23 protein-coding genes are annotated in these 26,368 nt (G+C 65.2%); 12 read left to right on the forward strand and 11 right to left on the reverse strand.

Going from position 1 to position 26,368, the window contains the following annotated elements:
- Nucleotides 1-2: 2 nt before the first annotated feature.
- Both H292_RS0103410 and H292_RS0103415 read right to left on the reverse strand, forming a co-directional pair.
- On the reverse strand, nucleotides 3-422 hold the full coding sequence (locus H292_RS0103410; RefSeq protein ID WP_155949753.1) for a glyoxalase superfamily protein: 420 nt from the start codon (nucleotides 420-422) through the stop codon (nucleotides 3-5).
- Nucleotides 423-504: 82 nt separating this feature from the next.
- Nucleotides 505-1,089 carry a TetR/AcrR family transcriptional regulator gene (locus H292_RS0103415; RefSeq protein WP_020110426.1) on the reverse strand — a complete coding sequence of 195 codons (585 nt, stop codon included), beginning with the start codon at nucleotides 1,087-1,089 and terminating at the stop codon, nucleotides 505-507.
- Nucleotides 1,090-1,168: 79 nt separating this feature from the next.
- Between H292_RS0103415 and H292_RS0103420 the strand changes: the two genes are divergently transcribed.
- Nucleotides 1,169-1,780 (forward strand): NAD(P)H-dependent oxidoreductase, encoded by a 612-nt coding sequence (locus H292_RS0103420; RefSeq protein ID WP_019665166.1) that lies wholly within the window; start codon nucleotides 1,169-1,171, stop codon nucleotides 1,778-1,780.
- Between the two features lie 283 nt (nucleotides 1,781-2,063).
- Complete coding sequence (locus H292_RS0103425) at nucleotides 2,064-2,750, forward strand: methyltransferase domain-containing protein (protein ID WP_020110427.1); 687 nt, start codon at nucleotides 2,064-2,066, stop codon at nucleotides 2,748-2,750.
- Nucleotides 2,751-2,766: 16 nt separating this feature from the next.
- Here H292_RS0103425 and dnaB read toward each other — a convergent pair whose 3' ends face one another.
- From dnaB to rpsF, 6 genes are all read right to left on the reverse strand, one after another.
- Nucleotides 2,767-4,164, reverse strand: coding sequence for a replicative DNA helicase (gene dnaB, locus H292_RS0103430; RefSeq protein ID WP_027498586.1), 1,398 nt, complete (start codon nucleotides 4,162-4,164; stop codon nucleotides 2,767-2,769).
- A gap of 849 nt (nucleotides 4,165-5,013) precedes the next feature.
- A complete protein-coding gene (locus tag H292_RS0103435) occupies nucleotides 5,014-7,272 on the reverse strand; it encodes a SulP family inorganic anion transporter (protein WP_020110429.1) in 2,259 nt (752 codons plus the stop codon).
- Between the two features lie 242 nt (nucleotides 7,273-7,514).
- The gene (rplI, locus tag H292_RS0103440) at nucleotides 7,515-7,970 is read right to left on the reverse strand and encodes a 50S ribosomal protein L9 (protein WP_019665162.1); all 456 of its coding nucleotides are present in this window, start codon (nucleotides 7,968-7,970) and stop codon (nucleotides 7,515-7,517) included.
- 16 nt (nucleotides 7,971-7,986) lie between these two features.
- The gene (gene rpsR, locus H292_RS0103445) at nucleotides 7,987-8,229 is read right to left on the reverse strand and encodes a 30S ribosomal protein S18 (RefSeq protein ID WP_019665161.1); all 243 of its coding nucleotides are present in this window, start codon (nucleotides 8,227-8,229) and stop codon (nucleotides 7,987-7,989) included.
- 43 nt (nucleotides 8,230-8,272) lie between these two features.
- Nucleotides 8,273-8,812, reverse strand: coding sequence for a single-stranded DNA-binding protein (locus H292_RS0103450; RefSeq protein ID WP_019665160.1), 540 nt, complete (start codon nucleotides 8,810-8,812; stop codon nucleotides 8,273-8,275).
- A gap of 58 nt (nucleotides 8,813-8,870) precedes the next feature.
- Complete coding sequence (gene rpsF, locus H292_RS0103455) at nucleotides 8,871-9,158, reverse strand: 30S ribosomal protein S6 (protein ID WP_026347802.1); 288 nt, start codon at nucleotides 9,156-9,158, stop codon at nucleotides 8,871-8,873.
- A gap of 229 nt (nucleotides 9,159-9,387) precedes the next feature.
- Here rpsF and H292_RS0103460 point away from each other — a divergent pair, with 229 nt between their 5' ends.
- The 3 genes from H292_RS0103460 to H292_RS0103470 all read left to right on the forward strand — a co-directional run bounded on the left by H292_RS0103460 (nucleotide 9,388) and on the right by H292_RS0103470 (nucleotide 12,188).
- Nucleotides 9,388-10,743 carry a glycosyltransferase family 87 protein gene (locus H292_RS0103460; protein ID WP_020110430.1) on the forward strand — a complete coding sequence of 452 codons (1,356 nt, stop codon included), beginning with the start codon at nucleotides 9,388-9,390 and terminating at the stop codon, nucleotides 10,741-10,743.
- Between the two features lie 207 nt (nucleotides 10,744-10,950).
- On the forward strand, nucleotides 10,951-11,634 hold the full coding sequence (locus tag H292_RS0103465) for a response regulator transcription factor (RefSeq protein WP_170947527.1): 684 nt from the start codon (nucleotides 10,951-10,953) through the stop codon (nucleotides 11,632-11,634).
- Between the two features lie 170 nt (nucleotides 11,635-11,804).
- Entirely contained in the window at nucleotides 11,805-12,188 is a 384-nt protein-coding gene (locus tag H292_RS0103470) for a response regulator transcription factor (RefSeq protein ID WP_020110431.1), read from the forward strand.
- 43 nt (nucleotides 12,189-12,231) lie between these two features.
- Here the strand turns inward: H292_RS0103470 and H292_RS0103475 are convergent, their stop codons facing one another.
- On the reverse strand, nucleotides 12,232-16,005 hold the full coding sequence (locus H292_RS0103475; RefSeq protein ID WP_020110432.1) for an nSTAND1 domain-containing NTPase: 3,774 nt from the start codon (nucleotides 16,003-16,005) through the stop codon (nucleotides 12,232-12,234).
- A gap of 266 nt (nucleotides 16,006-16,271) precedes the next feature.
- Between H292_RS0103475 and H292_RS0103480 the strand changes: the two genes are divergently transcribed.
- Complete coding sequence (locus H292_RS0103480; protein WP_020110433.1) at nucleotides 16,272-16,505, forward strand: LuxR C-terminal-related transcriptional regulator; 234 nt, start codon at nucleotides 16,272-16,274, stop codon at nucleotides 16,503-16,505.
- A 3-nt stretch (nucleotides 16,506-16,508) separates the two neighbouring features.
- Here H292_RS0103480 and H292_RS0103485 read toward each other — a convergent pair whose 3' ends face one another.
- Nucleotides 16,509-17,606 carry a DUF475 domain-containing protein gene (locus tag H292_RS0103485; RefSeq protein ID WP_019665153.1) on the reverse strand — a complete coding sequence of 366 codons (1,098 nt, stop codon included), beginning with the start codon at nucleotides 17,604-17,606 and terminating at the stop codon, nucleotides 16,509-16,511.
- A gap of 125 nt (nucleotides 17,607-17,731) precedes the next feature.
- A complete protein-coding gene (locus H292_RS0103490; RefSeq protein ID WP_019665152.1) occupies nucleotides 17,732-18,307 on the reverse strand; it encodes a TerD family protein in 576 nt (191 codons plus the stop codon).
- A gap of 248 nt (nucleotides 18,308-18,555) precedes the next feature.
- On the opposite strand from H292_RS0103490, the gene H292_RS0103495 reads away from it, so the two are divergent.
- The 6 genes from H292_RS0103495 to H292_RS0103520 all read left to right on the forward strand — a co-directional run bounded on the left by H292_RS0103495 (nucleotide 18,556) and on the right by H292_RS0103520 (nucleotide 26,300).
- Nucleotides 18,556-19,659, forward strand: a complete 1,104-nt coding sequence (locus H292_RS0103495) for a hypothetical protein (protein ID WP_020110434.1) — start codon at nucleotides 18,556-18,558, stop codon at nucleotides 19,657-19,659.
- A gap of 30 nt (nucleotides 19,660-19,689) precedes the next feature.
- Nucleotides 19,690-20,847 carry an HpcH/HpaI aldolase/citrate lyase family protein gene (locus H292_RS0103500; RefSeq protein WP_020110435.1) on the forward strand — a complete coding sequence of 386 codons (1,158 nt, stop codon included), beginning with the start codon at nucleotides 19,690-19,692 and terminating at the stop codon, nucleotides 20,845-20,847.
- Entirely contained in the window at nucleotides 20,844-23,171 is a 2,328-nt protein-coding gene (locus H292_RS26735; protein WP_020110436.1) for a phosphoribosyltransferase, read from the forward strand. Before H292_RS0103500 ends, H292_RS26735 begins: the two co-directional genes overlap by 4 nt.
- Entirely contained in the window at nucleotides 23,168-23,980 is an 813-nt protein-coding gene (locus H292_RS0103510; protein ID WP_020110437.1) for a hypothetical protein, read from the forward strand. The genes H292_RS26735 and H292_RS0103510 overlap by 4 nt, the downstream gene beginning before the upstream one ends.
- 107 nt (nucleotides 23,981-24,087) lie before the next feature.
- Nucleotides 24,088-25,542, forward strand: a complete 1,455-nt coding sequence (locus tag H292_RS0103515; protein WP_020110438.1) for a hypothetical protein — start codon at nucleotides 24,088-24,090, stop codon at nucleotides 25,540-25,542.
- Nucleotides 25,539-26,300, forward strand: coding sequence for an ESX secretion-associated protein EspG (locus tag H292_RS0103520; protein WP_020110439.1), 762 nt, complete (start codon nucleotides 25,539-25,541; stop codon nucleotides 26,298-26,300). Before H292_RS0103515 ends, H292_RS0103520 begins: the two co-directional genes overlap by 4 nt.
- Nucleotides 26,301-26,368 lie beyond the last annotated feature (68 nt).

The following is a 26,368-nucleotide window of genomic DNA, read 5'->3' on the forward strand; positions in this document are numbered from 1 at the left end:
TCTCACCGGTTGGTGTACTCATCCGGGTCCTCTACTTGGCAGAAACGCAGCACGTTCGACGACGGATCGATCACGGTCACCGTCGGCCCACCCGGCGCATCGGTGTCCAGACCCGGCCGCATCGACCGATACTCGGCGGCGTCGAGCTGCCGATGGAACGCCCGAATGTCCTGAACCGGAATCCACACGACAGTCCCTGGTGTTCCATCTCCATGATGCTCCGACAGATCGAGCACCGAACCGGAACGACGAACCCTCATGTACAACGGCATCCCGGGCTCGAACCTGTGCTCCCACTCCACGTCGTAACCCAGATAACCGATGTAGAACGCCCGCGTAGCCGCGTCGTCGAACATGCGAAGAATCGGGATGCTCGGGCCCAGAGCGATACCTGCGTCACCGGGCCGTTTCTTCCACTTCACGTGCACTCACCTCACGTTCGCGTCGCCGGGACAACAGTACAAGCTTCTCGGCATGTCACGTCGAGCGCTGGATCCACCCGCTCTAGGCCCCGCTCCTGCCGGCGACGGCGACGATGGTCTCGGCCAATTCGCCCTTGGCCTGATCCGGGGACAGGTCACCCGTCGCGGCCGCACGAGACAGCGCCTCTGCCGCGCCGAAGATCGCGGTGATCGAGGGTACGGACACCCCCGTCGACGATTGGACGAACGGGGCAAGGATTTCGCGGCACCGCTGCGAATAAGCTTGGTCTGCAGCGCGTTTGACCTGCTCGAGCTCCGGCGATCCTTCCAGCGCAGCGAGTACTCCGGTGAGTTCACGGCCCTGCGCGAGCGTGCACCCGACGTACGAGTTGGCAATTGCCGCGGCACGGCCGTCGAGCGTCGCTTCTGCGTTGTCGAGGTACTCCTCGAGCATGGCCGCCTGACGGTCGTCGAACTCCTGGAAGAGCGCGGCCAGCAGCACCGCCCTGGACGCAAAATGGCTGTACACCACGGGTTTTGCAACTCCCGCCCGTTCCGCGAGCCGACCGAGTGTGAGAGCGTCGGCGCCCTCTGCTCGGACGAGCGCCCACGAGACCTCGATCAATTGGTCGTACCTTTCGGCACGCGACAACCTGGTCCGAGCCATCCACACACCTCCTTGCGCTATGTACCAATAGTAACCTACCTTTGGTACATAGCGTTCTTCGCCCAACGAAAGGATCTCCGTGAGCAGCCTCGTCGTAGTCTCCCATTCCGACCCGAACTCCCTCACCCACCACGTCGCACGCTCGACCATCGACGCACTCGTCGACGCGGGCGACACGGTGGAGTTCGCAGACCTCGCCGCCGAGAACTTCGACCCCCGCTTCACCCGGGCCGACCTGGACCTCTTCCGCGGAACCGGAACCCTCGACGCCGATATAGCGTCCGAGCAGGCCCGCGTCGACCGCGCGGACCACCTCGTCCTCGTCTTTCCCATGTACTGGTGGTCCATGCCCGCTCAGCTGAAAGGCTGGATCGACCGCGTGTTCATCAACGGATGGGCCTTCGACGACAGCCCCGACACCGGGTTCGTCAAGAAACTGGGTCGACTCACCATCCACCTCGTCGCCGTTGCAGCCGACGACGCCGACAGCTTCGGGCGCCACGGCATCGACCAGGCCTTCGCCATCCAGATCGAACGCGGCATCGTCGAATACGTCGGGGCAACACTCGGATCCTCGACCTTCCTCCACGAATCCGAAACCAAGAGTCGCGAAACCCTTGCCGCCGAGGTGAACGTCATCGCCGACGCTATTGCAACCCGAGTGTCAGGGCGTGCCACCGTCGATGCATAGAGGTCAGGGGCTGGGCAGCGGCATGGATTGCCCGATACTTCGCCTGTTCGACGGGATCCCGCCGATTCGGCCGGGTATCGGGCAATCCGTGTCGGGCCTTTTCACGGGCTGATGTGTTTCACTGATCAGGTGACCACGTTCGTACAGCTTCGGTGGCGGCCCTGAACCCGCGGCCCTGACCTGTGCACTCCTTCGGCCGCCTCATGTCGGCCGACGATTCTCACCTGTACGTCGCGTGCGTGGTCGACGCCTGAGGTGGCCCCCATCCCGAGAGGACCACCCCATGACCCTCGACGTAGTGATGACCGCCAGATCGTTCGACGAATATCGTGCGATGTTCGGCCTGACCGACTCCGATCTGTCCCGTCGCATCCTCGACTGCCCTGCGGGCGCCTCCGGGTTCACCTGCGAGGCAACCGACCGCGGCAGCGACGTAACAGCCTGCGACGTAGCGTATTTCGCGGACGACCCGGAGGGACTCGCGTCCGTTGCACTGTCCGAGACTGATCGCGGGCACGCATACGTACTCGCGCACGCCGACCACTACGCGTGGACGTTCTTCGCTGGACTCGACGAACACCGACTCGCCAGACACACCGCTGCGCAACAGTTTTCGGCCGATATACGACGGCACCCCGGCCGGTACGTTCCCGGGCGGCTACCATCGTTGCCGTTCAGCGATGCCAGCTTCGATCTGGTGCTCAGCTCCCACCTACTGTTCAGCTACGCGGACACCCTCGACGCCGCGTTCCACCTCGATACGATCGTCGAACTCATGCGAGTCACGTCCCACGAGCTGCGAATCTTTCCGCTCGTCCCGGTCGGGTCGTCGGAGCCCTATCCTCGGCTCGCCGAGTTGCTCGACGAACTGCGCAACCGAAACATTCACTGCCGCACAGCGAACGTCGACTACGAGTTCCAACGGGGCGCCACGCAGATGCTCGTATGCCACCACGGCCCGTCCAGCTGAACACCCAGCGCGGCGATCAGCCCCTCGCCATGTCCACGAAACGCGACAGGTGCAGCTGGTGAGCCACTGTGATGGTCGCCGTCGGACCGTTACGGTGCTTACCCAGAATGAGGTCGGCCTCGCCGCCACGGGGGTCGTCGCGTTCGATGGCGTCGGGGCGGTGCAGGAGGATCACCATGTCGGCGTCCTGCTCGAGCGATCCGGACTCACGGAGGTCGGACACCATCGGCTTCTTGTCGGTGCGCTGCTCAGGACCACGGTTGAGCTGACACACGGCAACCACCGGGCATTCGAGTTCCTTGGCGAGAAGTTTGAGCTGACGGGAGAAGTCCGAGACTTCCTGCTGACGCGACTCGACCTTCTTGCCCGACGACATCAGCTGAAGGTAGTCCACGACAATCAACTTCAGACCGTTGCGCTGCTTCAGACGCCGAGCTTTGGCGCGAATCTCCATCATCGTCAGGTTGGGGGAGTCGTCGACGAACAGCGGCGCCTCACTGATCTCGCTCATCCGTCGGGCAAGCTTGGTCCAGTCGTCGTCCGTCATCTTTCCCGAACGCATGTCACCGAGCTTGATCTTGGCCTCCGCCGACAGCAGACGCATCACGATCTCGGTGCGGCTCATCTCCAGCGAGAAAATGACACTGGGCATACCGTGCTTGATCGAGCACGACCGCATGAAATCCATACTCAGGGTCGATTTGCCCACACCAGGCCTCGCCGCGACGATGATCATCTGACCAGGGTGAAGACCGTTCGTAATTTCGTCGAGCTCGGCGAATCCGGTGGGCACACCGAGGGAGATACCGCCGCGACTGGCGATGGAGTCGATCTCGTCCATCGTCGGCTGCAGCAGCTCCTCCAAGGGGAGGAAGTCCTCGGAAGTACGACGCTCGGTGACCTCGTACACCTCTGCCTGCGCACGATCCACGACCTCGGCGACGTCCTGGCCGTCCGAACCCGCGTACCCGAACTGCACGATGCGGGTGCCGGCCTGCACGAGCCTGCGCAGGATCGACTTCTCGGCCACGATCTCCGCGTAATAACCGGCGTTCGCCGCAGTGGGAACAGTCTGCGTGAGTGTGATCAGGTACGGAGGACCCCCGATCCGCTTCAGGTCACCGCGACGATCCAGCTCCGCCGAGACCGTCACCGGGTCAGCGGGCTCCCCGCGGCTGTAGAGGTCGAGAATGGCGTCGTACACGCTCTGATGCGCCGGGCGGTAGAAATCGCCGGGACGGAGCACCTCGAGCACGTCGGCGATGGCGTCCTTGCTGAGGAGCATGCCGCCCAGAACCGACTGCTCCGCCGCCATGTCCTGCGGGGGTTGACGACCGAAATCTTCGCCCGGGGCTTCACTGGGCGGCGGCTCGGAGGAGTAGTCCGATTGCCCTCGATCGTCCACAACTGCCACGTGAAGTCGACCGTCCTTTCCCCGTACGAAACCTCGCAGCCGACTACCGCACGACTACGTACCGACACAATTTCTACCCCTCGCCACCGACAAGAATCCCGCACGCGCACCCACGATCGGGCACCTCCGTGCGTCACCCCTTCTGCCGGTGGAGACACGCTGCTGGGACGTTAGGCGCAATCGTTTCCCGTCACAACACAGCCTGTGGATGAACCTGGGGATCGAATGTGGATAGTGCTGAACAACTGTGTTGACCATCTGGGGATAACCTGGGTATAACTTTCCGAATATCGACCATTCCACCAGTTCAAAGGGTGTACATAAACTTTCTGTCCTGTGTATGAATTATTGCGCGGCGTGTCGCCCAAGTTGACAACTCGGGCGTGTTGAGTAAATGCGAAGTGAACAAACCAGTGATTCACGTCACAGTGTCTGGGAACACTCACAAAACCAGTCGTCAGCCCGGTTTCGCTGCATCCCGCCCGAATCCGCGCCCGCCGCACGCCACCCCACCCCGCCTGCCACACCGCCGTGCACCGCCCCCTCTCGGACCGCCCCGCCCCCCGGCTCCCGCCCCGGACCGAACGTGGCGTTCAGTCACTCCAAGTGACCGAACGGCACGTTCGCTCACCAATCGGGCGGACGACACACGCCCCCATCCGCACCCAATGTGGCGTTCAGTCACTCCAAGTGACCGAACGGCACGTTCGCTCACGAACCGGGTGGACGACACACGCCCCCATCCGGACCCAATGTGGCGTTCGGTCACTCTGAGTGACCGGACGGTACATTCGGTCCGAAATGGGGGCGTAGGGCGTGAGACGCGCTGGAGGCCGAGGGCCGGGCGGGTCAGGCGGGCTGGATTTCGGCTGTGTCGAGGACGGTGATGTCCTTGGTGCTGATTTGGAGGACGCGGGCGGTGGGGATGTCGAAGAAGAGCCCTGTGACCCTCAGTTTCCCCTCTGCGGAGGCGCGGCCGACGACGCGGTGTCGGGTGAGGGTCTGTAGCTGTACTGCGACGTTGACCATGGCGAGCTGGTCGCCTTCGGAGAAGCCGAGTTCTGCGGCTGCGCGTCCGACGGGGTGCCCGCTGCGGTAGGCCTCGAGGCTTGCGAGGCCGTGTTCGAGCCATTCGACGACGCGTTCGTCGCCTGCTTTGTCCGGTCCGGCGAGGACAGCTTTCATCGCACCGCAGCCGGAGTGGCCGCAGACGACGACGGAGCTGGTGCCGAGGACGTCGACGCCGTAGGCGAGCGAGGCTTCCACCGAGGTGTCCTGACCCTGTGCGGGGATCATGTTGCCCATGTTCCGCACGGTGAAGAGGTCGCCCGGTCCGCTGCTGGTGATGGTGTTGGGCATGACCCGCGAGTCGACGCAGCACAGGAAGAACGTGTCCGGGTCCTGGAATTCGGTGAGGCCCTGCAGGTGCGGCTTGATGGCCTCGGCGTGGGTCCGGTGGTACTCGGCGACGCCGGACAGGACCGGTCGCAGTGCGGGCGGGTTGTCGTCGACCGCACTGTCTTCCTTCAGCTGCCATGCCGACCACGGGGCCAGCGAGCCACGGACGCTTGCGAGTCCGCGCTTCGGCGGTGCTTCGGCTGCGGCTGCGAGCGAGGCGGATCCGTTCTCCTCGATCTGCACCGTGCCGCCACCGAGCTCGTGCTGACGTACCCATTCGTGCAGATGTTCGTGCACTGCGTGGTCCAGGAAGTCGACGGCAAGTTCCATGTTGACCTTGGAACCGCTTGGTACGGAGGACAACACGTGGGTCAGGCGAGGAAGCGACAGGAAACTCAGCGAACCTTGCATGTGTACGCGCCAGGAACCGTCGACTGTCTCGTCGGCGTGCACGTGCGCCCACACGACGCGACGGAGAACCAGGAAGATGGCGAGCGCCAATCCGATCAGCACGCCCTCCAGCAGGTTCAGTGCAACCACGCCGAGAACGGTGACCGCGTACACCGCGATGTCACCCGTCTTGCGGGCAATCCTGATGTCTGCCAGCTTGATCAGCTGCACGCCGATCATGACCAGTAGACCGGCGAGTGCGGCGAACGGAACCAGCTCGACGACCGAGATGAAGAGAACGGAGAAGACCAGGATCCACAGACCGTGCAGGATCGCCGACGCACGCGACTTGGCACCGGCCTTGACGTTGGTGGAACTGCGCACGATCACACCGGTGACGGGGAGGCCACCTGCGGCACCGGAGACCATGTTGGCCGCACCCTGTCCGAGCAGTTCACGGTCGAAGTTGGTGCGCGGTCCGGTGTGCATCTTGTCCACCGCGACGGCGGACAGCAAGCTCTCCACGCTGGCGATCAACGCGATGGTCAGAACACCGGTGGCGATGCCTGCCCACTGGCCTTCGGGAAGCGCGGGGAGGCTCAGCGCCTCGATCAGGTTGCCTGGCAGATCGATTCGTTCGACGTTCAGATCGAGAACAACGGACAAGGCGGTTGCCGCGACGACGGCCACGAGTGCACCGGGCACCTTCGACACTGCACCCGGCAGCCTCGGCCACAGCAACATCAACGCGATGACGACGCCACCGACGAGGATCGACGGCCACTGGCCGTCGGCAACCGACGTGGGGATGGCCAGCAGATTCTCGACCGCGGAGCTCTCGGATTCACCACCGAGCAGAACGTGAATCTGTTGCAGCGCAATGGTTACACCGATTCCGGCAAGCATGGCATGCACAACCACCGGCGAGATGGCGAGCGCGTGCCGGGCAATTCGGCTCAGACCCAACAGGATCTGCACCGCACCTGCTCCAACGGTGATGAGGCACGTTACGGCCCAACCGAATTGATTGACGAGCTCGGCCACCACCACGGTCAGACCTGCGGCCGGTCCACTGACCTGCAACGGCGATCCACCCAGTGCGCCGGCGAGAATGCCGCCGATCACGGCTGCGATCAGCCCGGCCATCACGGGCGCACCCGATGCAACTGCGATACCGATCGAAAGTGGCACCGCCACAAGGAAAACGACCAGCGATGCCGGTACGTCGAACTTCAGAATGCTCCCGATCCGAGATGGAGACTCGGATCCTTTCGTTGATGACTCGCTGTCCGATGAATCTTTGTCGACTGTCGTGGTCACGGCAGGTCCTCCGGGCGTCTAGGCGTCTGGTCGGTCGTTTGCGTGTCGCGTACGCACATCTGTGTGCTTCTGTCGCCCCTCGTTAAAGGGTACGCAAACCTTGGGTTACGCGCCCGTGATGAGAGTCTCCTCACAATTGAAAACCGTTGCGGCAGTGTATTTTTTGTGACAAACCACGAAAAAAGCCCCACGAACCAAGGTTCGTGGGGCTTTTTCCAGCCGTATCGGGCCAGAAGCTTGAATCAGCTTCCGACGACCTCCAGCTTGAACTTCGCAGCCACATCGGGGTGCAGGTTCACGACGACGTCGTGCTTGCCCGTTGCCTTGATGTGAGCCTTGGGGAGATCGATGCTGCGCTTGTCGACGACCGGTCCGCCTGCTGCCTTGATGGCAGACGCGACGTCCGAAGCCGTCACGGAGCCGAACAGCTTGCCCGAGTCACCTGCGGTCTTGACCGACAGGGAAACCGACTCGAGTCCTTCGATGGCCTGCTTGAGCTCGTTGGCGTGCTCGAGGCCGCGAACAGCGCGAGCTTCCTGAGCGCGGCGGATGCCTTCGACCTGCTTCTGGGCTCCGCGGGTGGCCTGAATGGCCAGTCCACGGGGCAGCAGGAAGTTGCGGCCGTATCCGTCCTTGACCTCTACGGTGTCGCCGGGCGCACCGAGGTTGTCCACATCAGCGGTGAGGATCAGCTTCATGATGATCGCTCCTTTCTTATCGTGCCGTCGCGGCGTAAGGCAGCAGAGCTACCTCACGCGAGTTCTTCACGGCAACGGCCACGTCACGCTGATGCTGGACGCAGTTGCCGGTGACTCGACGCGCGCGGATCTTTCCGCGGTCGCTGACGTACTTACGCAGCAGCGTCGTGTCCTTGTAGTCGATCTGTGTGTTCTTTTCCTTGCAGAAGGAACACGCCTTCTTCTTGAGCACCTTGTCGCGCAATGGCGGTTTCGGCATGGTCTTTCTCCGTTACGTCTGGTTGTTCTCGATCACGAAGGATCTAGAACGGAGGCTCGTCGTCCCCACCGCGGGACCCACCGAAGGAGCCCGACGCCTGCGGGGCACTGCCCCAAGGGTCGTCTCCGCCGGAATTGGATCCCGAGTTGGAGTTCGAGCGTCCGCCGCCCGATCCACCCGAGGAACCACCGAAGCCGCCGCCTCCGCCACCTCCACCACGATTGGCCTTGTTGACCTTGGCGGTGGCGTAGCGAAGCGAGGGACCGATCTCGTCGACTTCGAGCTCGACGACAGTCCGCTTCTCACCTTCACGCGTTTCGTACGAACGCTGCCTGAGCCTGCCGGTCACGACGACGCGTGCCCCGCGGGTCAAGCTCTCGGCCACGTTCTCCGCAGCTTCACGCCAGATGTTGCAGCGCATGAAGAGTGCGTCTCCGTCTTTCCATTCGTTGGACTGACGGTCGAACGTGCGCGGTGTGGACGCAACAGTGAAGTTGGCCACGGCCGCACCGGCCGGGGTGAAACGAAGTTCTGGATCTGCCGTCAAGTTCCCGACGACGGTGATGACGGTCTCGCCTGCCATGGTTCCTCTTTCAGTAGTAAGTCTTTGTTGATGCCAGCCTAGAGGCGAGCAACGACAATTACTTGCCCTGTCGCAGGACCTTCGTGCGCAGAACGGACTCGTTGAGTCCGAGCTGGCGGTCGAGCTCGCTGACGGTGGCAGGCGCGGCGTTGATGTTCACAACGGCGTAGATGCCCTCGGCGTGCTTGGCGATCTCGTAGGCCAGACGACGCTTGCCCCAGACGTCGACCTTGTCGACGCTGCCGCCGTCCTTGCGAACGACGTTGAGGAACGTATCGAGCGACGGAGCGACAGTGCGCTCGTCCAGATTGGGGTCGAGAATGACCATCAATTCGTAATGACGCATAAGACCTCATCACCTCCTGTGGACTGAGTGAAAACGGCCGCGGACGATCCGCGGCAGGAGGGTCGTTGCGTCAGCAACCCTTGGAGGGTACACGGCCATGCCCTGACCTGCGAAATCAGACGACGGTTCCGACGACCGCCTCGGCTCGTCCTAGGCTTACCTCATGCATCCGGGTGGACGGTCGTCTCGTGGGCGTCGCCTGCCATCGGCTGCCGCGTCGACGTCGACGATGATCGTCCTGGTCGCGTCCTGTGCGCTGACGTTGATTCTCGGCTACCTCAACAAGGCCCGCTGTGCCGTGGCGCCGTTCTACGACAACGGCCGGAGCACGACGTTCGACTCCGTCAAGGACAGTTGGGTCTGCTACTCCGACATTCAGTTCCTGTGGCTCGGCCGCGACATCGACAACCACGTGTTCCCCTACCTTCACGGGGCGATCACCTCCAACGGGGTGTTGACGGGTGGAACGGTCGAGTACCCCGTGCTGAGCGGGGTGTTGATGTGGCTGGGTGCGGTACCGGCCCACACCGACGCCGAGTTCCTCCTCTACACGGCTCTGCTTCTCGCGCCGTTCGGGCTGATCACGGCCTGGATGCTGGGCCGATTGGCCGGCAAGTCCGCGTTGCTGTGGTCGGTGGGTCCACCGTTGGTCATGTACGCGTTCCACAACTGGGAACTGCCCGTGGTCGCGACGGCCGTCGGTGCAGTGTTCGTGATGAGCATGCGGATGTCGTTGCGGGTGAAGGCTGTTCTCGCGGCGATACTGCTGGGAGTGGGATTCTGTCTCAAGCTGTACCCGGGCGCCTTCGTCCTCCCACTCGCCGCGTACGTCGCGTACGGCGGCGCGACGGGCCGGGTGCCGGGAACCAAGTTGGACCTGCGCGGCGCGCTGTCCGTCCTCGCCGCTGCGGCAGGAACCGTCGTCGTCGTCAATCTTCCCTTCGCGGTCCTCGGATACGAGGGATGGAAGGCGTCGTTCGCGTTCCAGAGTCTGCGGCAAGCCGACATCACCACGAACTCGATCTGGTACTGGGGTCTGCGGCAACTGTGGGTGACCGACGCGATGACGGCGGAAAGTCACGAGCAGGCCGAGACGGCGTTCCAGAACACCGTCGACATTCTGTCGCCCCTTCTGGTGTTCGCGGCGTTCGGTCTTGCGCTGTGGATGGGTGTGCGTCGCGCGAGTACCGAGCACGTGTACCCGTGGGTGGCTGTCAGCGGATCCATGCTGTGCGGATTCCTGCTGCTGCACAAAGTCCATTCACCTCAGTACACGTTGTGGCTCATCCCGTTCTTCGTCCTGCTCCGAGTGCCGTGGGCTCTGGTCGCGGCCTACCTGGTGGCCGATCTGTCGATGGGCATCGGCGTCTTCCGGTACTTCGCCGCGCTCGCTCAGGGCGCCGATGCGGGTACCGAGGAATTCTTCGTCGAATTCGGGGTCTGGGGTCGCGCAGTACTGCTGGTCGTCGCGTTCTTCGTGTTCGCGCGGGCCCGGCCCCGTTTCGATGCGTCCCGCCGCGACGGCGACGTCCCGGCGCCCGACGTTCCCGCCTCGTCGACGTCGTCGACATCCGCTGCTCCCTGACCGAGTCCTGACTTCTCCCCGTTCCACACCGCAGACGTAACGAACCGGTCGCGTTGTTCGACATTCGTCTCAGGCAGCCGAGTTCACCTCGGCTGAGACATCAGAGGTGGGGCAATGACAGTGGTTCCGGGGGCGACGACACCGCACATCGCGGCGGATGAACCGCATTCACCAGCAGCAGGGCAACCGCTGCCGGCGCAGACGTCGATGGGCAGCGACACCGTGCCCGACGCCGCGGCAGGTCGCCGACGGATCGGCCTGGTCGAGGACCACGAGTCCGTCGCGGTCGGTCTCCGCGCCATTCTGTCCGACGAAGCCGATCTCGAGCTCGTCGCCGTGACCACCACCGTCGACGAGCTCGTAGGACTCGGCCACCGGCTGGATCTCGTCGTACTCGATCTTCGGCTGGGTGACGGTTCGTCGCCGAGGTCCAACGTCGAGAGGCTGCACTCCGTCGGCGTGCAGGTCCTCGTCTACACCGGTGCCGAGAACCCGTTCCTCGTGCGTTCCGCCGCGAGGGCGGGCGTGCTCGGCGTGGTCCGCAAGTCGGAACCCGCCGCCGCGATCGTCTCGGCCATTCGCCGGGCAGCCGCAGGTGGTCAGGTGGTCACGACCGACTGGGCCGCGGCCATCGACGGTGATCCGCATCTTCCCGACGTCGGACTCAGCCCACGCCAACGCGAAGTCCTGGCGCTGTACGCATCCGGCGAGAAAGCTGCTCGCGTCGCTCGGCTGGCCGGGTTGTCCGAGCAGACGGTCAACGACTACCTCGTGCGTATCCGGAACAAGTACGCCGAGGCAGGCAGGCCAGCGCCGACCAAGACCGATCTCTACAAGCGGGCCGTGGAAGACGGCTGGCTCCCGATGCCGGAGCCACCCAACCAGAACTGACGGGCCACCGCGCCTGTACGTCATCTCGGTCACAGTGCACGCCGTGTACATGGTTGTCGTTTCAATGCCCCTAGTTTTCAGGGCAGACAAACCTGGCAGTCAACTGTGAAGATCATTTACGCGAATGGTTGTGCCAAGCCACAACCGCAGGAACCTCGGGGAGAATTCACATGACAGTCAGCATCGACGCTTCAGCCTTCGACGCCTCGGCCTCGGGTACGGGCAGCGGGCTCGGCAACGCAGCTCCGCGACGGACCATGTCTCTCGTCCCACCGCCCATCCAGCTGCCTCCGACCGGCGGATCGCGCGCAACCGGACCGTTTCTGCCTCGGCCCATGCTCACCCAGCGCGAGATCGAGGTGCTCACCGGCTGGATCAAGTGCGACTCCAAGGTCGAGGTCGCTAAGTCGCTGTTCCTGTCGCTGGGAACTGTCAACACTCATCTCACGCGTATTCGCGCGAAGTACGCCGCTGTTGGCCGTACCGCGTCCACCAAGGCGTCGCTCGTTGCCCGTGCCCTGCAGGACGGCCTGATCGACATCGCCGATCTCTGACGCCCACCATCTGCCGAGCTCACGAATCAGCACAGCTCTCGAATCAGCACAGCTCGCGGAACGGCGATCCCGGGAGATACTGATCCCACTCCTCCCGGGTGATCGTCGATCCTCCACCGGCGCAGATCCTTTCGACCACGTCCTCGGGATCGGTCCGCCATACTCGTAGGTCCTTCTCCGGTCCACCGCCGATCACTGCGGCACCGCCTGCGGTGAACACGGCGTCGTTGACGCGGTTGCCGTAGGCGGTCAGCGTGGCGAACGTCCGCGGATCGAACGGGTCGGAGATGTCCCACATCCACATCGACTGACCGTCGACGCCTGCAACGAGTCTGGTGCCACTCGGATCGAACGCCACCGAATACACCGCCTCCCTCGGACCGACGATCTGGGCGACGTGGCGCGGCGTCGTCGGATCGGCGACGTCCCACAGTCGGAGCGTGTGGTCCGCACTGCCCGCGGCGAGCAGTCGCCCGTCGGGTGAGAACGCCGCTGCCTGCGCGTCGCCGGAGAAGCCCGCGACAGTCGACACCTTCACCGGGGCCGCCGGGTCGCTGACGTTCCACAGTTCGACCTCGTCGTTCAGCGTCGGAACGGCCAGCGTTCGTTCGTCCGGACTGAAGGCCATGACCTGCGGATTGTTGCCGACGTCGAAGCCGGACAGCCGCGTGGGCCGCGACGGATCGCGGACGTCCCAGAGTTCGACGTCGGGAGTGTTCTGCGGGGACACGGCCAGCAGATCACCGGTACGGGTGAACGCCAACGACGCCACGAGCGAGTCGACGGCGGCGTGCGGGGTTCCGAGCGCAATCGGATTCTGCGGCGCCCGGACGTCCCACAGTTGGAACGCTCCCGACGACGTGCCACCGGCGGCCAACGATCCATCCCACGACAGCGCCGCCGCACCCGTCAGCGGGTCGGCGGTGGTCGGGGACAGCGGCCTCGCGGACGCGATCGGTCGGTCCGGATCTGTGACATCCCACAATCGAAGGCCGTCGCCGCGCGAACCGACGCCGGCGAGGACTCGTGTTCCGCTGCCGTCCGTCGGGTTGATGAAGACGGTGTCGGTCTGTCCTGGCATCACCGGTCCAGGCAGGGGCCAGACGCGGGTGACTCCGTCCTGCCCCGCCGTGATCAGAGCGGAATCGTCCGGTGCGTAGTCGACCGACATGACGACCGTCGATCCCGGCAATGTTTCACGTAGAACACCCGTCGCCGCATCCCACGTCTTGATCGAGTTGTCGGAACTGACGGCGGCGAGTTCCGATCCGGTGCCGTCGAATGCCACGTCGTTGACGTAACTGGTGAAGCCGGTCAGCGGTGCTAGTGCGGCGAGGCGACCACCGGGTTCGACGGCCCAACGCGCCACGTCTCGACCTGTCGTTCCTGCAGCGATCGTGCGACCGTCCGGGGAGTACGTCACCGACAGGTAGTCGTAGGTGCCGCCGTCCGACGGAATCTCGAAGGAGGTCGTGGTCAGCGCCGGCATCTCCCACACCTGCAACCCACGAGCCTTGCCCGCCGCGACCAGTGCCGATCCGTCGGGAGAAAACGCCACGGCATTCATCGGGACCGACGTCGCCGGAACGACGGCGAGAGTGGGCGCCGCCGGGTCGGCCACGTTCCACACCGAGACGGCGCCGCCGCCGGACACCAGCGCCAACGACGATCCGTCGGGCGCGAACGCCATCGCTTTCGCCGTCGTCGCGTCGTCGCCGACGGCCGACAGGAGCGCCGGCGAATCGACGTCGGCAATGTCCCACAGGCTTGTTCCCGACGCACCCGACACCGCCAGAGTCCGGCTCGTCGGCGCGAACGCGACGGTGAGCGCGCTGCCCGGTTCCCCGATGTCGACGGTCCCGCGGGCGCGAGCCGGTGCACCGAGCGACCACAACCGGACCGTGCCGTCGGCGCCCGCAGCCGCGAGAACCTCCCCGGTGGAATCGACTCGCGCGACGGTCTCGCCCGACACGCCGGGCAGCCGGACAGGAGCATGCACCGCCGAAGCGTCGAGCAGCGCCGATCTCGCTGCCGTCGCCGGATCGATCTCGTACGCAGCGAGGGCCAGATGAACCGACAGGCCTGGGTCGAGTGCGCGGAAGCGCTCGGCCGAGCCCGCCAACTGACCCGCCAACGCGGCTTCGGCCTCGATGCGCCTGTCGTCCGCATCGCTGCTCGCCGAGAACGCGACCACCGCCGACACCACCGCCACGACCGTCAGCACCGCGAGCGCTGCGGTCAACACCTCGAGCACTCGCCGACGCCTGCGCTGCTGCGACTCGGTGTGAGCGACTCGCCTCTCGCTCGCGGCGAGGTAGTCACGTTCGACGACGTTGAGGTCACCCTCCCGGTCGCCCTCGGCGAGCGAATCGTGCAGGGCATCGAGGCGACTCGCGGGCAGAAGCACCGTCGAGTCGCGCCCACTGTGATCCCACAGCACGGCAGCGTCGGTGAGGCGGCGATGCACCAGATGCCACTGCCGGTCCCCGTCGATCCATCGGCGAAGCCGATCCCAGGCTGTCAGCAGCACCTCGTGTGTCACCGACACCGAGTCCTCTTCGACGGTGAGAAGACGCGCCGCCGCGAAACGCTCCACCACCACTTCGACGTCGGCGTCGGTGCCCTCCCCGCGGAGAAGTTCGCCGCGGTCCACGCGTCGACGCGTCAGGACGTCGTCCTCGATGTTGACCAATCGCACGAAGACCAGGGCCGCGGCGATCTGCTGAGCCGGGTCGAGCGACGAGTAGACGGCCTCGGCGGACTGGCCGACAGCCCCCGGTATCCCGCCGGTGGAGAAGTAGTCGTCGACGGTCATCGTCGGGCCCGTCGCCGTCGACCACGTCGCGAGCAGTGCGTGCGACAGCATCGGGAGTGCACCCTGATCGTGCGCGAACACCGTGCCCGACGGCTCCATCTCCGACAACAAGGTCCGAAGCAGTGCGTCGTCGACGCCGATTCCGGCCTTGCGTGCGGGTTCGACGATGGCGTCCCGCAGCTGGTCCGGACGAAGGCGACCGAGCACGATCGGATTGTCGACGAGGCCGGGCCTCAGGACGTCCTCGGCCACCGCGTTCTGATAGAAGTCGGCGCGCAGACCCATCACGACGACGGCACCCGCCACCACCTTCCGCTGCACCGCAGCCAGAACGGCGTGCCGCCGATCCGCGCCGGCGAGCGTCCACAACTCCTCGACCTGGTCGAGGACGACGACACTGCCGTCCGTTCGGTCCGTCGGATTGGAACTCGTGGTTGCCGTCGTCGACCAGGCTTCGATGCCGGACAGTCCGGTAAGCACCCGAGCACCGTTCACCCCGGCGCCGCCGAGGGACGCCGCCAAACCCGCCCGCAGTACCGACGACTTACCCGATCCCGATGCCCCGAGGACGAAGACGACCCCGCCCCCGTCGTCGGCGACGCGACGTACTTTCTCGCGAAGCTCGGCGACGACGTCGGACCGCCCGAAGAACCATTCCGCGTCCGACGCCTCGAACGATTCGAGGCCCTTGTACGGCGCCCGGCTGCGGTCGGGGCGCTTGCCCGACGCGGGGCGCACCCGGACGACGGCGTCCCACCACAGGGCTCGTTCGTCCGCGTCGCCGACGCCGCACTCGCGCAGGACCCTGTCGAACATGTCGGCGCTGGCGTCCATCGGAAGGTGTTGGCCGGAGAACCATCCGCTGATGGTGCCGTGGAGGGCGCCGGACAATTTCACCAGTTCTCGATACGTCTTGCCCGAGTTCTCCCGCACCGAGCGCAGGCCCGCGGTCAGTTCGGCCTTGGTGGTGATGGTGCGGGGATCGGGCTGGACCGCTGTCATGGCGGAACTATAAGCGAACGGTCGGTTTCACGGTGGTCGAAGTAGGTCTCGGTGTATTGACCTGTACGGACCCCCTGGTTGGGCTGGCCGGACGGCCGTCACGGCTACAGGATCGGACCACGGCGGTCGGGCGTCATCGATGTTTTCAGTGATTGTTTTTCAAGTCCGGGATTCTTCTCGTCTGGGGGTACTTTTCCGTGTTCGTTGCACCGATGCGTACGCACGCACCGACGTCTGTTTCATCGATCGGAGAACGTAGTAAGCACGTGTATCGCAGACCACCGCTCAGCGCGCGGGAAGTGGAAGTGATGATCGCCTGGTTCGCGTCGGACTCGAAAACCGTCGCGGCTGCATCCGTCCACATTTCCGTGGGAACCATCAACACTCACCTGACCCGGATTCGTCAGAAATACTCCGCCGTGGGCAGGCCTGCACCGACGAAGGCCGCCCTGTTCGCGCGTGCGCTACAGGACGGCCATACGAAGCTCGACGATTGGTGAGGACTAGACGTGCATGTGCGTGTCGGTGCCTGCGGCTTCCAGCTTCCGGTTCCGTACCACTGAACTGATGAACGCCGCACCGATGAAGAACACACCGACCAATCCGGTGATGATCTCGTTGATGTGCACGCCGATGGACACCATCAGGATGATCGCCAGTGCACCGATCGCCCAATGCGCCCCGTGCTCGAGGTACACGTAGTCGCTGAGCGTCCCCTTGCGGACCAGGAACACCGTGATCGACCGAACGAACATCGCGCCGATGAAGCCGAGGCCCAGAGCGATGATGATCGGGTCCGCGGTGATGGCGAACGCGCCGATGACGCCGTCGAACGAGAACGACGCGTCGAGCACCTCGAGGTAGAGGAACAGGAAGAAGCCGGCCTTGCCGGTTGCCTTGGCAAGCTCGCTCGGTCCGCCCGAGCCCTCCTCGCCCTCTTCCTCGACGTGGAACAACTCGCCGAGGCCATTGACGGCGATGTAGGTGATCATGCCGAGTACACCGGCAACCATGACTGTGGAGATCTTCTCGTCCTCGGCGAGGAACTCGGCCGTGAGGACCAGGATGATGCTGGCGACGACGACTGCGAGTTGATCCAGCCGGCCGATCCGCGCGAGTGGCTTCTCCAACCAGCTCAGCCACGTGATCTCGCGATCCTCGAAGATGAAGCCGAGGAACAGCATCAGCAGGAACATGCCGCCGAACGCCGCGATCTGTGGGTGCGCGTCCGTCAGAAGCGTCTCGTAACTGGGACGACCGTCGTCGAAGTACGCGGCGTCGTTCGGCGGCGGGTTGAGTGCGAGATCGATTGCGGCGACGGGGCCGAGACCCGACGCAGCCCAGACGATGACCAGGGGAAACAGCAGCCGCATACCGAAGACCGCGATGATGATGCCGATGGTGAGGAAGATCTTCTGCCAGAACTCGCTCATGCGGCGAAGAACGGTCGCGTTGATGACCGCGTTGTCGAAGGACAGCGACACCTCGAGAACGCCGAGGATCAGCACCAGGAACAGTGCCTGCCAACCGCCGTAGAGGAAGGCGACGATCACCGAAACGATGGTGACGCCTATGGACCAACCGAAGATGCGTAGAACCACGGGCGTGTGGCCTTTCTGTAGCCGGCGCAGGTATTGGGACGAACCGGGCTGTGTCTACACACGACAAACCCCGCCTCAATCATGAAGGAAGAGGCGGGGTAGTCCCAATCTTGATCTGGGCTTTACTACACGTTTACTCCGAAATCGCGGGCAATTCCGGCGAGGCCGGACGCGTAGCCCTGGCCCACTGCACGGAACTTCCACTCGGCGCCGTTGCGGTAGAGCTCACCGAAGACCATGGCCGTTTCCGTCGACGCGTCCTCGCTGAGGTCGTAGCGCGCCAACTCCGACTGATCGGCCTGGTTGATCACGCGGATGAACGCGTTGCGGACCTGACCGAACGACTGCGAGCGTGCGTCGGCGTCGTAGATCGACACGGGGAACGTGATCGTGTCGACGTTCGGCGGCACGGCGGCGAGGTCCACCTTGATCTGCTCGTCGTCGCCATCGCCTTCACCGGTGGTGTTGTCACCGGTGTGCTCGATGGAACCGTCGGGGGACTTCAGGTTGTTGAAGAACACGAAATGCTGATCGCTGAGGGCCTTCTTGTCGGCACCGAGCGCGATGGCGCTGGCGTCGAGGTCGAAGTCCGTCCCGGTCGTCGATCGGATGTCCCATCCGAGGCCGACCGTGACTGCGGTCAGGTTGGGAGCTGCCTTCGTGAGTGAGACATTGCCGCCCTTGCTGAGGCTGACGCCCATGACTTTCCTTTCGCCGTGAGTTCCCCTACCGAGGAACACCGTAGTGTCTCGCGTGCCCGATTGGTCACTTTCGTCTTCGGTTCACAACGCTAACGCGCACCACACACCGCGAAGTTCCCGTCAGTACTATCGGGCTGGTGACAAGTCGCCGACCTGGACTCTTCCGCCGCTCGGGCGAGTCGGATCCGCGTGCGCGCGAGGCCCACGCATCCCAGGCACAGAGCACGGCCGTCGCTGCTTTTCTCGATATGGACAAGCGCCAGTCCATCGCGTCGTCCGGCGTCGACGCCGTCCGGTCGATGTACCCCGATCGGGATCCGACCACCGCGTGGGCACCGGCCGAGAAGGCCTGCTTCGACGCAGGCGCGGCATACCTCGCGGCGATGGAACAGTACGACGGCATCGAGACCGGACCGGCCCAGGCTGCGTTCCAGAACGCCGCCCACCTGCTGGGCGAAGCAGCCAAGGCCGTCGACCGGTTCTACGCGGCCCATCGCGACGACCTCGAACAGGCACGATCCGCGCTCGCCGCGACACCGCGATTGGCTCAGGACGCCACAGCGCTCGCCGAGAAGGCTCAACTGGCCGTCGCGTCGGCCGATCCTGCATTCGTCGACTACCCCTCGATTCGCTCGGCGTGGCGCGGCGTCGACACCGCGGTCGCTGCCCTCGACGCCGCGATGAGCTCGAAGGACGCCCCGCGAGCCCGTACCGCCGCGGCGGCGGTGCGGGAAGCCGCCGAAGAACTGGAATCCGCGGTTGCCGCAGCACCGGGCCGCGTCGCCGATGCCAGAGCCGCGCTGACGTCGGTGAAAACCAGAGTCGAAGCGGTACGCACCCGATTCGATCGTCTCGCCCCCGCGTTCTCCGCGTTGCTACGCGAGTTCAACGTCGCCAGTTCCGCGGATCTCTCGCACAACGAACAGCACAGCGCCCGGCACATCGAGCAGGCCGAGGAGGACCTGTCCGCGGCCCGCGCGTCGTTCTCCTCGTCCAACCCGGAGCAGGCGCTCGAGTACATCGCCCAGGCGCGTAGCCACCTGTCCGACGCCGAGGAACTGGTCGACGCCGTCACCGATCGCCTCGAACTGCTGCGTGAGGTGAAGCTCGACCCAACGGGCGAAGAACGCGGGGTGCGCTTCAAGTTACGAGATGCACAACAGCTCGCCGTCAATCGTTCCCTGGTTGCCGAATGGGGGTCGGTGTTGGATGCTCAGCTGGCTCGAATCGACCGTGCAACCGCAACGCTGACAGGAACACACCCCGACTACTGGTCCTACCTCCAGGACCTGAGAAGTATTTCCGGCTTCATCTCCGGGGTGATCGACCGAATGCGCGGCTCGGCTCGCTAGATCACCTGTCACTACCCGCGAAGGATCTCGGTGCAACATTTCAGACATCTCGACGGGGCAGTCCTGGATCGACTGTTCCTGCACGCGCCGGAAAAGATAGACACCGCGGGCGATCTCGGCCTCGTCGCCGTCGGTCTCGGGGCAACCCTCTACATGCCCGCGACCCGCGCGGACCTGACCGAGACGTTGATCAAGCGCAGTGCAGAAGGCGTGTGCTCGCTCGTGATCGATCTCGAGGACGCGGTCGCCGATCACAACCTCGAAGAGGCGATCGACAACGCAGTCGCGACCCTCGACGCCCTCGACGCCGACGACGTCCACGGCTCGCTCGTGTTCGTCCGCGCACGAACCGCGCAGCAGATCGAACGCATCTGCACCTCGCTCCGCACCGACGCGTCGGCGTTGGCGGGGTTCGTGATTCCCAAGTTCACCGCCGCACGAGGAGGTGCGTTCCTCGACGAGGTCGCTCGCGGTTCCACCCGCCTCGGCCGACGCCTCTTCTCGATGCCGGTGTTGGAGTCACCTGAGGTGGTGTTCCGCGAAACTCGCGACACCGAGCTCGTCGCGATCCGCGCTCTGCTGCAGGATCATCGAGAACAGATCCTCGCCGTGCGCATCGGGGCCACCGACATGTGCGGGATGTTCGGGATCCGTCGCGACCGAGACCTCACCATCTACGACGTGCGCGTCGTCGCCGACGTCATCAGCGCCATCGTCAACCACCTGGGCCGGAGCAACGAATCCGGGTTCGTCATCACCGGACCGGTGTGGGAGTACTTCGCCGACCACGAACGCATGTTCCGGCCCATGCTTCGCCAGACACCGTTCGCCGAGCAGGAAGCCGTGCGCTTCCGCCACCAGCTCGTCAGCCATGACCTCGATGCGCTGCTTCGCGAGGTTGCCCTGGACCGCGCCAACGGAATTCAAGGAAAGACCGTCATCCATCCGTCGCACGTAGCGGCGGTGCACGCACTGTCGGCCGTCACCCACGAGGAGTACCACGACGCTCTCGACATCCTGGAATCCGACGCAGGCGGTGTGCGGGCGTCCGGATACGGTAACAAGATGAACGAGCTGGGCCCGCACCGCAATTGGGCGCACCAAACCCTGCTGCGCGCCCGCGCGTTCGGGGTGACCAACGAGGGCATCACCTTTGTCGAACTACTGAAAGAGCTAGCAGAGCGATGACCGACCCGACCTCGGGAATACACCTGACCGCCACGAGCACCTCGTCGGACTGGACCATCGAGGAGCTCGTCCGACCGGGACTGCGGCGCAATCCCCGCCGCGCACATCTGCTGGTGTCGGAGGTACTCGGCAAACACATTCCGGTCGATCCTTCCGTCGTGACCGGTGCTGCCGACGCCTTGGGAGACCTGGTTCTCGAAGCAGTGGGCGGATCCGACGTCGACGTCCTCGGTTTCGCGGAAACCGCAACGGGACTGGGCCACTGTGTCGCCGCACGCCTGAACGCGCACTGCTACCTGCACTCGACGCGGCGAGACGTCCCGGGAACCGGTGTGTACGCCGAGTTCCAGGAAGGCCACTCCCACGCCACCGACCACCAACTGTTACCCACGTCGCCGCGCGTTCTCGACCCACAGCTGCCACTCGTTCTCGTCGACGACGAGATATCCACCGGTAGAACAGCACTCGACGCTGTTCGAGCTCTCCACGCCGTGACGCCACGCACCCGGTACGTCATCGCCTCGCTCGTGGACATGCGCACCGACGAGCATCTCGCGGAATCCGCCGCAGCGGCCGAGGAATTGGGAGTCACCCTCGACTCGGTGAGCCTCGCCCAGGGCCGCGTCGCACTGGCGGACGACCTGATCGAGTCCGTCGTCGCGTTGCCGGAACCGGCGTACAACCCCGTCGCCGACCACGCAGGCACCATCACGCGCGTCGACGCGCACTGGCCCGAGACGGTCCCGGACGGTGGCCGTCACGGTTTCCGTGCCGGTGACACCGCGTCGTTCGTCGCCGCGGCCGCCGAGGTCGCCGACGCCGTCGCGTCGGCACTCGAGCCCGGGCGGCCCGTCGTCGTACTCGGGCACGAGGAACTGATGTACCTGCCACTGAAAGTCGCAGCCGCACTGTCGGACCGTGGGCACCCGGCACTGTTCCAGACCACCACTCGGTCGCCGGCCTACGTGCTCGACGAGCCGGGCTACCCCCTTCGCCGAGGGTTCGAGTTCCTCGCTCCGGAAGACGACGAGGCCCAAGCCCGCTACGTCTACAACGCGTCGGGACCGGAGAACGCGCAGATCGTGCTGATCGTCGACGCACCCGCGGACACCGACCGTCTCTTCGCGTCCGGCGGCGTCGCCGACGTCGTGGCCGCATCCGGCTCCGACGTCCTGGTCGTCGTGGTCAACGGCGCGGATCCACAGCGGCTCATCGTGTCTCGACGCGCGACACCTCTGACCGGACCGGACTTCGGGTCCTACGCACCGAACGAGGTGACGTGGCTGCTGAAGGACCTCTCCGACATCTCCCTGGAAGCGGACGTCGCCGAACGCGAGCGGAGAATCCAGGAAGGTACGGCCCACTACGCCGAATCGTTGCCCGTCGAGTACCAACCCGACGCCGCATATCGCGAGTTGTTCGAAGAAGTTCTGCACGACAGCGCATCTCGATTGGCTCTTGCCGTCGGCACCGTCACCGAGCTCGTACTCGCCGAACGGGGACACGACATCGTTCTCGCGTCGCTCGCACGCGCGGGCACACCGGTCGGCATCCTGATGCGTCGCTGGGCTCACGAGATGCACGGCATCGAGATCCCGCACTACGCCGTGTCGATCGTGCGCGATCGCGGAATCGACTCCGTGGCACTGAAGTACCTGGCCGACCACCACGACTCACGATCGGTCGTCTTCGTGGACGGCTGGACCGGCAAGGGCGCTATCGCACGCGAACTCTCGGCCGCACTGGCGGAATTCGACGGAGCCGACTTCGACGACGACCTCGCCGTCCTGGCCGACCCCGGCCACTGCGCGAGAACGTACGGCACCAGAGACGACTTCCTCATCGCGTCGGCCTGCCTCAACTCGACGGTGTCCGGCCTCGTCTCCCGCACCGTCCTCAACGCAGATCTCATCCGCGACGGCGATTTCCACGGAGCCAAGTACTACGCGGAACTCGCCGCCGACGACGTCTCCAACCACCTCCTCGACACCGTCTCCGCACGCTTCGCCGACGTACGCGACGCCGCCACCGCGGAGGCCTCGGCGATCGGGAAGTCGGATCGGACGCCGACGTGGACCGGGTGGGCGTCGGTGGAGAAGGTGCGCGAGGAGTTCGGCATCTCGCACGTCAACTTCGTCAAGCCAGGAGTGGGAGAGACCACCCGGGTCCTGCTGAGGCGCGTTCCCTGGCGGGTGCTGGTACGTGATGCGAAAGCTCCCGAGCACAAACACATTCGGATGCTCGCCGAGGCGAGGGGGGTTCCCGTCGTCGAAGTTCCCGATCTCGCGTACTCCTGCATGGGACTGATCAAGGACGTCACGTGAGCACTGCCCTGATCTCGGTGGACCTGGATCGCACGATGATCTATTCGTCGGCAGCTCTGGGCTTTCCGCTGGACGCGTCGGTCACCTGCGTCGAGATGTACGACGGCGGGCCGTTGTCCTACATGAGCGTGCGCTCGACGGAACTACTGCAGAAACTGGCCTCCGAGGCAGTGGTCGTCCCGACGACGACGAGGACCGTCGAGCAGTTCGACAGGATCGATCTGCCCGGCGCACCGTGGCGATACGCCATCACCACCAACGGAGGCAACATCCTGGTCGACGGCGTGCCCGACGCCTCGTGGCGTGCCTCCTTCGACGACGTCGACCTACCGGCCGTCCAGCAGGAACTCGCGGCACGCGCCGACGGCGACTGGGTTCTCAAACGACGCACCGCCGACGACCTGTTCTGCTATCTCGTCGTGGAGCCCGACGCTGTGCCTGCCGGGTTCATGGACGACTGGTCGCAGTGGTGCGCCGCGCGTGGATGGAACGTGTCTCAACAGGGGCGCAAGATCTACTCGATGCCCGACGTGGTCAGCAAGAGCCGCGCCGTCGCCGAGGTCCACGCCCGCGCCGTCGACGACGGATCCCTGAGGCCGGAGTCCATCACCCTCGCCGCCGGTGACGGCGCACTCGACGCGGACATGTTGCTCGCCGCGGACCACGCCATTCGGCCCGCACACGGCGAACTCGAGGCACTGAACTTTCGTCCACCTGGCTTGACCGTCACCACCGCAACCGGCGGACGCGCGGGCGAGGAGATCCTCGACTGGTTTTTCGGGCGAATCGCGGAGCACAGGGAACCGTGAGCGTCTCCGGTGCGTCCAACTAGGCAAAGGGTTGCGTAGAAGCTGGTTGGACCACTACAGGGGGCAGTCATGGGGATGCACGCGAGCGGACCTGACCGGAGTGGGCGGTGAATCCGGAGCCGGCCACAGCGGAGGCGGTGGCGGCATCGGTGATCGGCCTCCCCGGCGGCATGGATCTCGCACTCAACGGTGGCTCCGACCGGGCGCGCGAGGCCGGGGCCGAGATCAGGGACAACGCCATGGCGCAGTTCGGGTACACCGCGGTGTACGAGGGCAGGCCCGTCGACGACGACCCGTTCGAGGTCATGTCGCACGAGGACATCTGGAGCAAAGCGCAGGCGCTTCAGGCCGAGCACATCGACGCCACGTCCGGCAACTGGCGAATTCTGGGCAACAACGCTGCAACCGACGCCGCCGCCTTCGCGTTGAAGGTGACCAACCAGGTCGGGACCAACTGGCAGGGCGCCGCGGCCGAGGCCGCCGGGCAGGGTGTCGATCGCTACGCGACCTCGGCAGGCGAATTGATGCTGGCCGCCGACGGTCTTTCCCAGAAGGTTCAAGCGACGTCGGCCGGGGTGAGTGCCACCCGCGCTGCTCTGCCCCCGCCCGTTCCGTACGGCACCGGCGAAAAGATCTTCGACGTCGGTTCCTGGCTCACCAGAACACTGCTGCCCGGTGACCTCAAGAGTTTCCAACACCTCCACGAAGAAGCGGAGGAGGCTGCTCGTACCGTGATGAGGAGTCAGTATGCGCCCGTCATTCGTGAAGCGGCCGTTCAGGTTCCGGTTCTTCCGCCCGCACTGAACCCGTTGAGCGGTTCCGAGGGGCTTACCTTTTCGTCCCCTGGCGCGTCTCGACCGGATTCCGATGGTTCCGGGTGGGGCGGTATGTCCGGAGGCAGTGCCGGTCCCGGCAGCGCGGGGACGACTACGGCGAACCCAGGCGGCGACGCTGCCGCAACGCCGCAGGCTCCCTCCACCGAGGCATCGAGCTGGGCGCCCGCAGAATCCGCTGCATCGCCTGCGGGCCAGACCAATTCGAGCCCCTACGGTGCCGGGCAGGGAAACGGTGGAGCACAGGGCACCGGCGCACCCTCCTCCACCAGCAGCGCAGCGGCGGGATCACCGGTCGGCGGAGCACTCGCGCCGGGCGGGTCTGGCGGGCGGCCGGGAGGTAGCGGCGCAGGCTCGCGGTTCGGTTCGGGGGGTTCCGGAGTTTCGGGTGGCTCCGGCGGCGTGCGCGGTGGCGGCGGCCTGGGTCCAGGCAGCCTGGGCGCAGGCGGTTTCGGCGGACCGGGAGGAGGTTCGTCGGTCGGCGGCCCGTCCGGGAGCGGACTGGGTGCGGCCGGGGGCGGCGGTGTCGCCGGGGCAGCCGGAGCGACGGCTGGACGTCCCGGCACCCCGGGAATGGGTATGGGCGGCATGGCCCCTGCGGCGGGCCGTGGAGGGGGAGGTGGCGACGACGATGTCCATCAGACACCCGGCTACCTGATCGACGCGGTGAACGGAGACGAACTGATCGGATCGCTTCCGCTCGTGGCACCCCCGGTGCTCGGAGAGTGACACTTCAGCATTGGACACTCGACGGTCTCGTGTTCAGGATGCTCCTCGAGCAATCCGGGCGAGACCGCCTGCCGTTCCCCGTTCAGCATCGTCCGATGGCCGACTCCGCTGCCGACTATCACCGCAGACGTCACGAGGCCACGACTGCCGCGCTCAAGATCCTGGACGAGGATCTTCGTTTCGCGATCCGGACAATCGTCGAGCCGGTTGTCCGAGTGGAACTCGTCGGGCACGTGAGGACCGGAGACACCGAGCACACGAAACTGCGCGCGCACGCGGCTGTGGGACACGACGTAGCCGTCGTTCTGACGCAGGCACCCGGCATCGACGACCGCTCCGGCGGCGTCATCACTCTGGAGACGATGGAATCGTTCCGAGGTGTGCGTGCCGTCGTGGATGTGTTGCCGAACGTGGTGCGCGGCACCGGCCCGCGGATCGATGTGAGCCGGCCCGCCACCGAAGGCGACACGGAGAGATCACCTCTGCTGCAGAGTATGTCGCGCACGAGCAACGACGACCGCTACGAGCGTTTGTTCTCCCGTCCACCGTCCAGTGCAGGCGAGATCCTGGTGTGCGCCGGCCCGGCACCGGACAGCAGGCTGACCGAGGGAACGACCGGTGTGCAGTGGGTGGATTTCGCCGGCGACGGGCGCTACATGATCCGGCACACGTCGATCATCAGCGTGATTCCGGTGTCGGTGTCGGAGCTGGTAGCGGAGGTTCGAGGGCTCGTCGGGAAAGCCACGGCGGTTCGATGACCCGTTGACACCATAACGATTCTCGATACTATATCGATATTCGTTGTTATCGACTATCGATATGGAGT

Source organism: Rhodococcus sp. 114MFTsu3.1 (assembly GCF_000383555.1).
In the GTDB taxonomy this organism is placed as follows: domain Bacteria; phylum Actinomycetota; class Actinomycetes; order Mycobacteriales; family Mycobacteriaceae; genus Rhodococcoides; species Rhodococcoides fascians_E.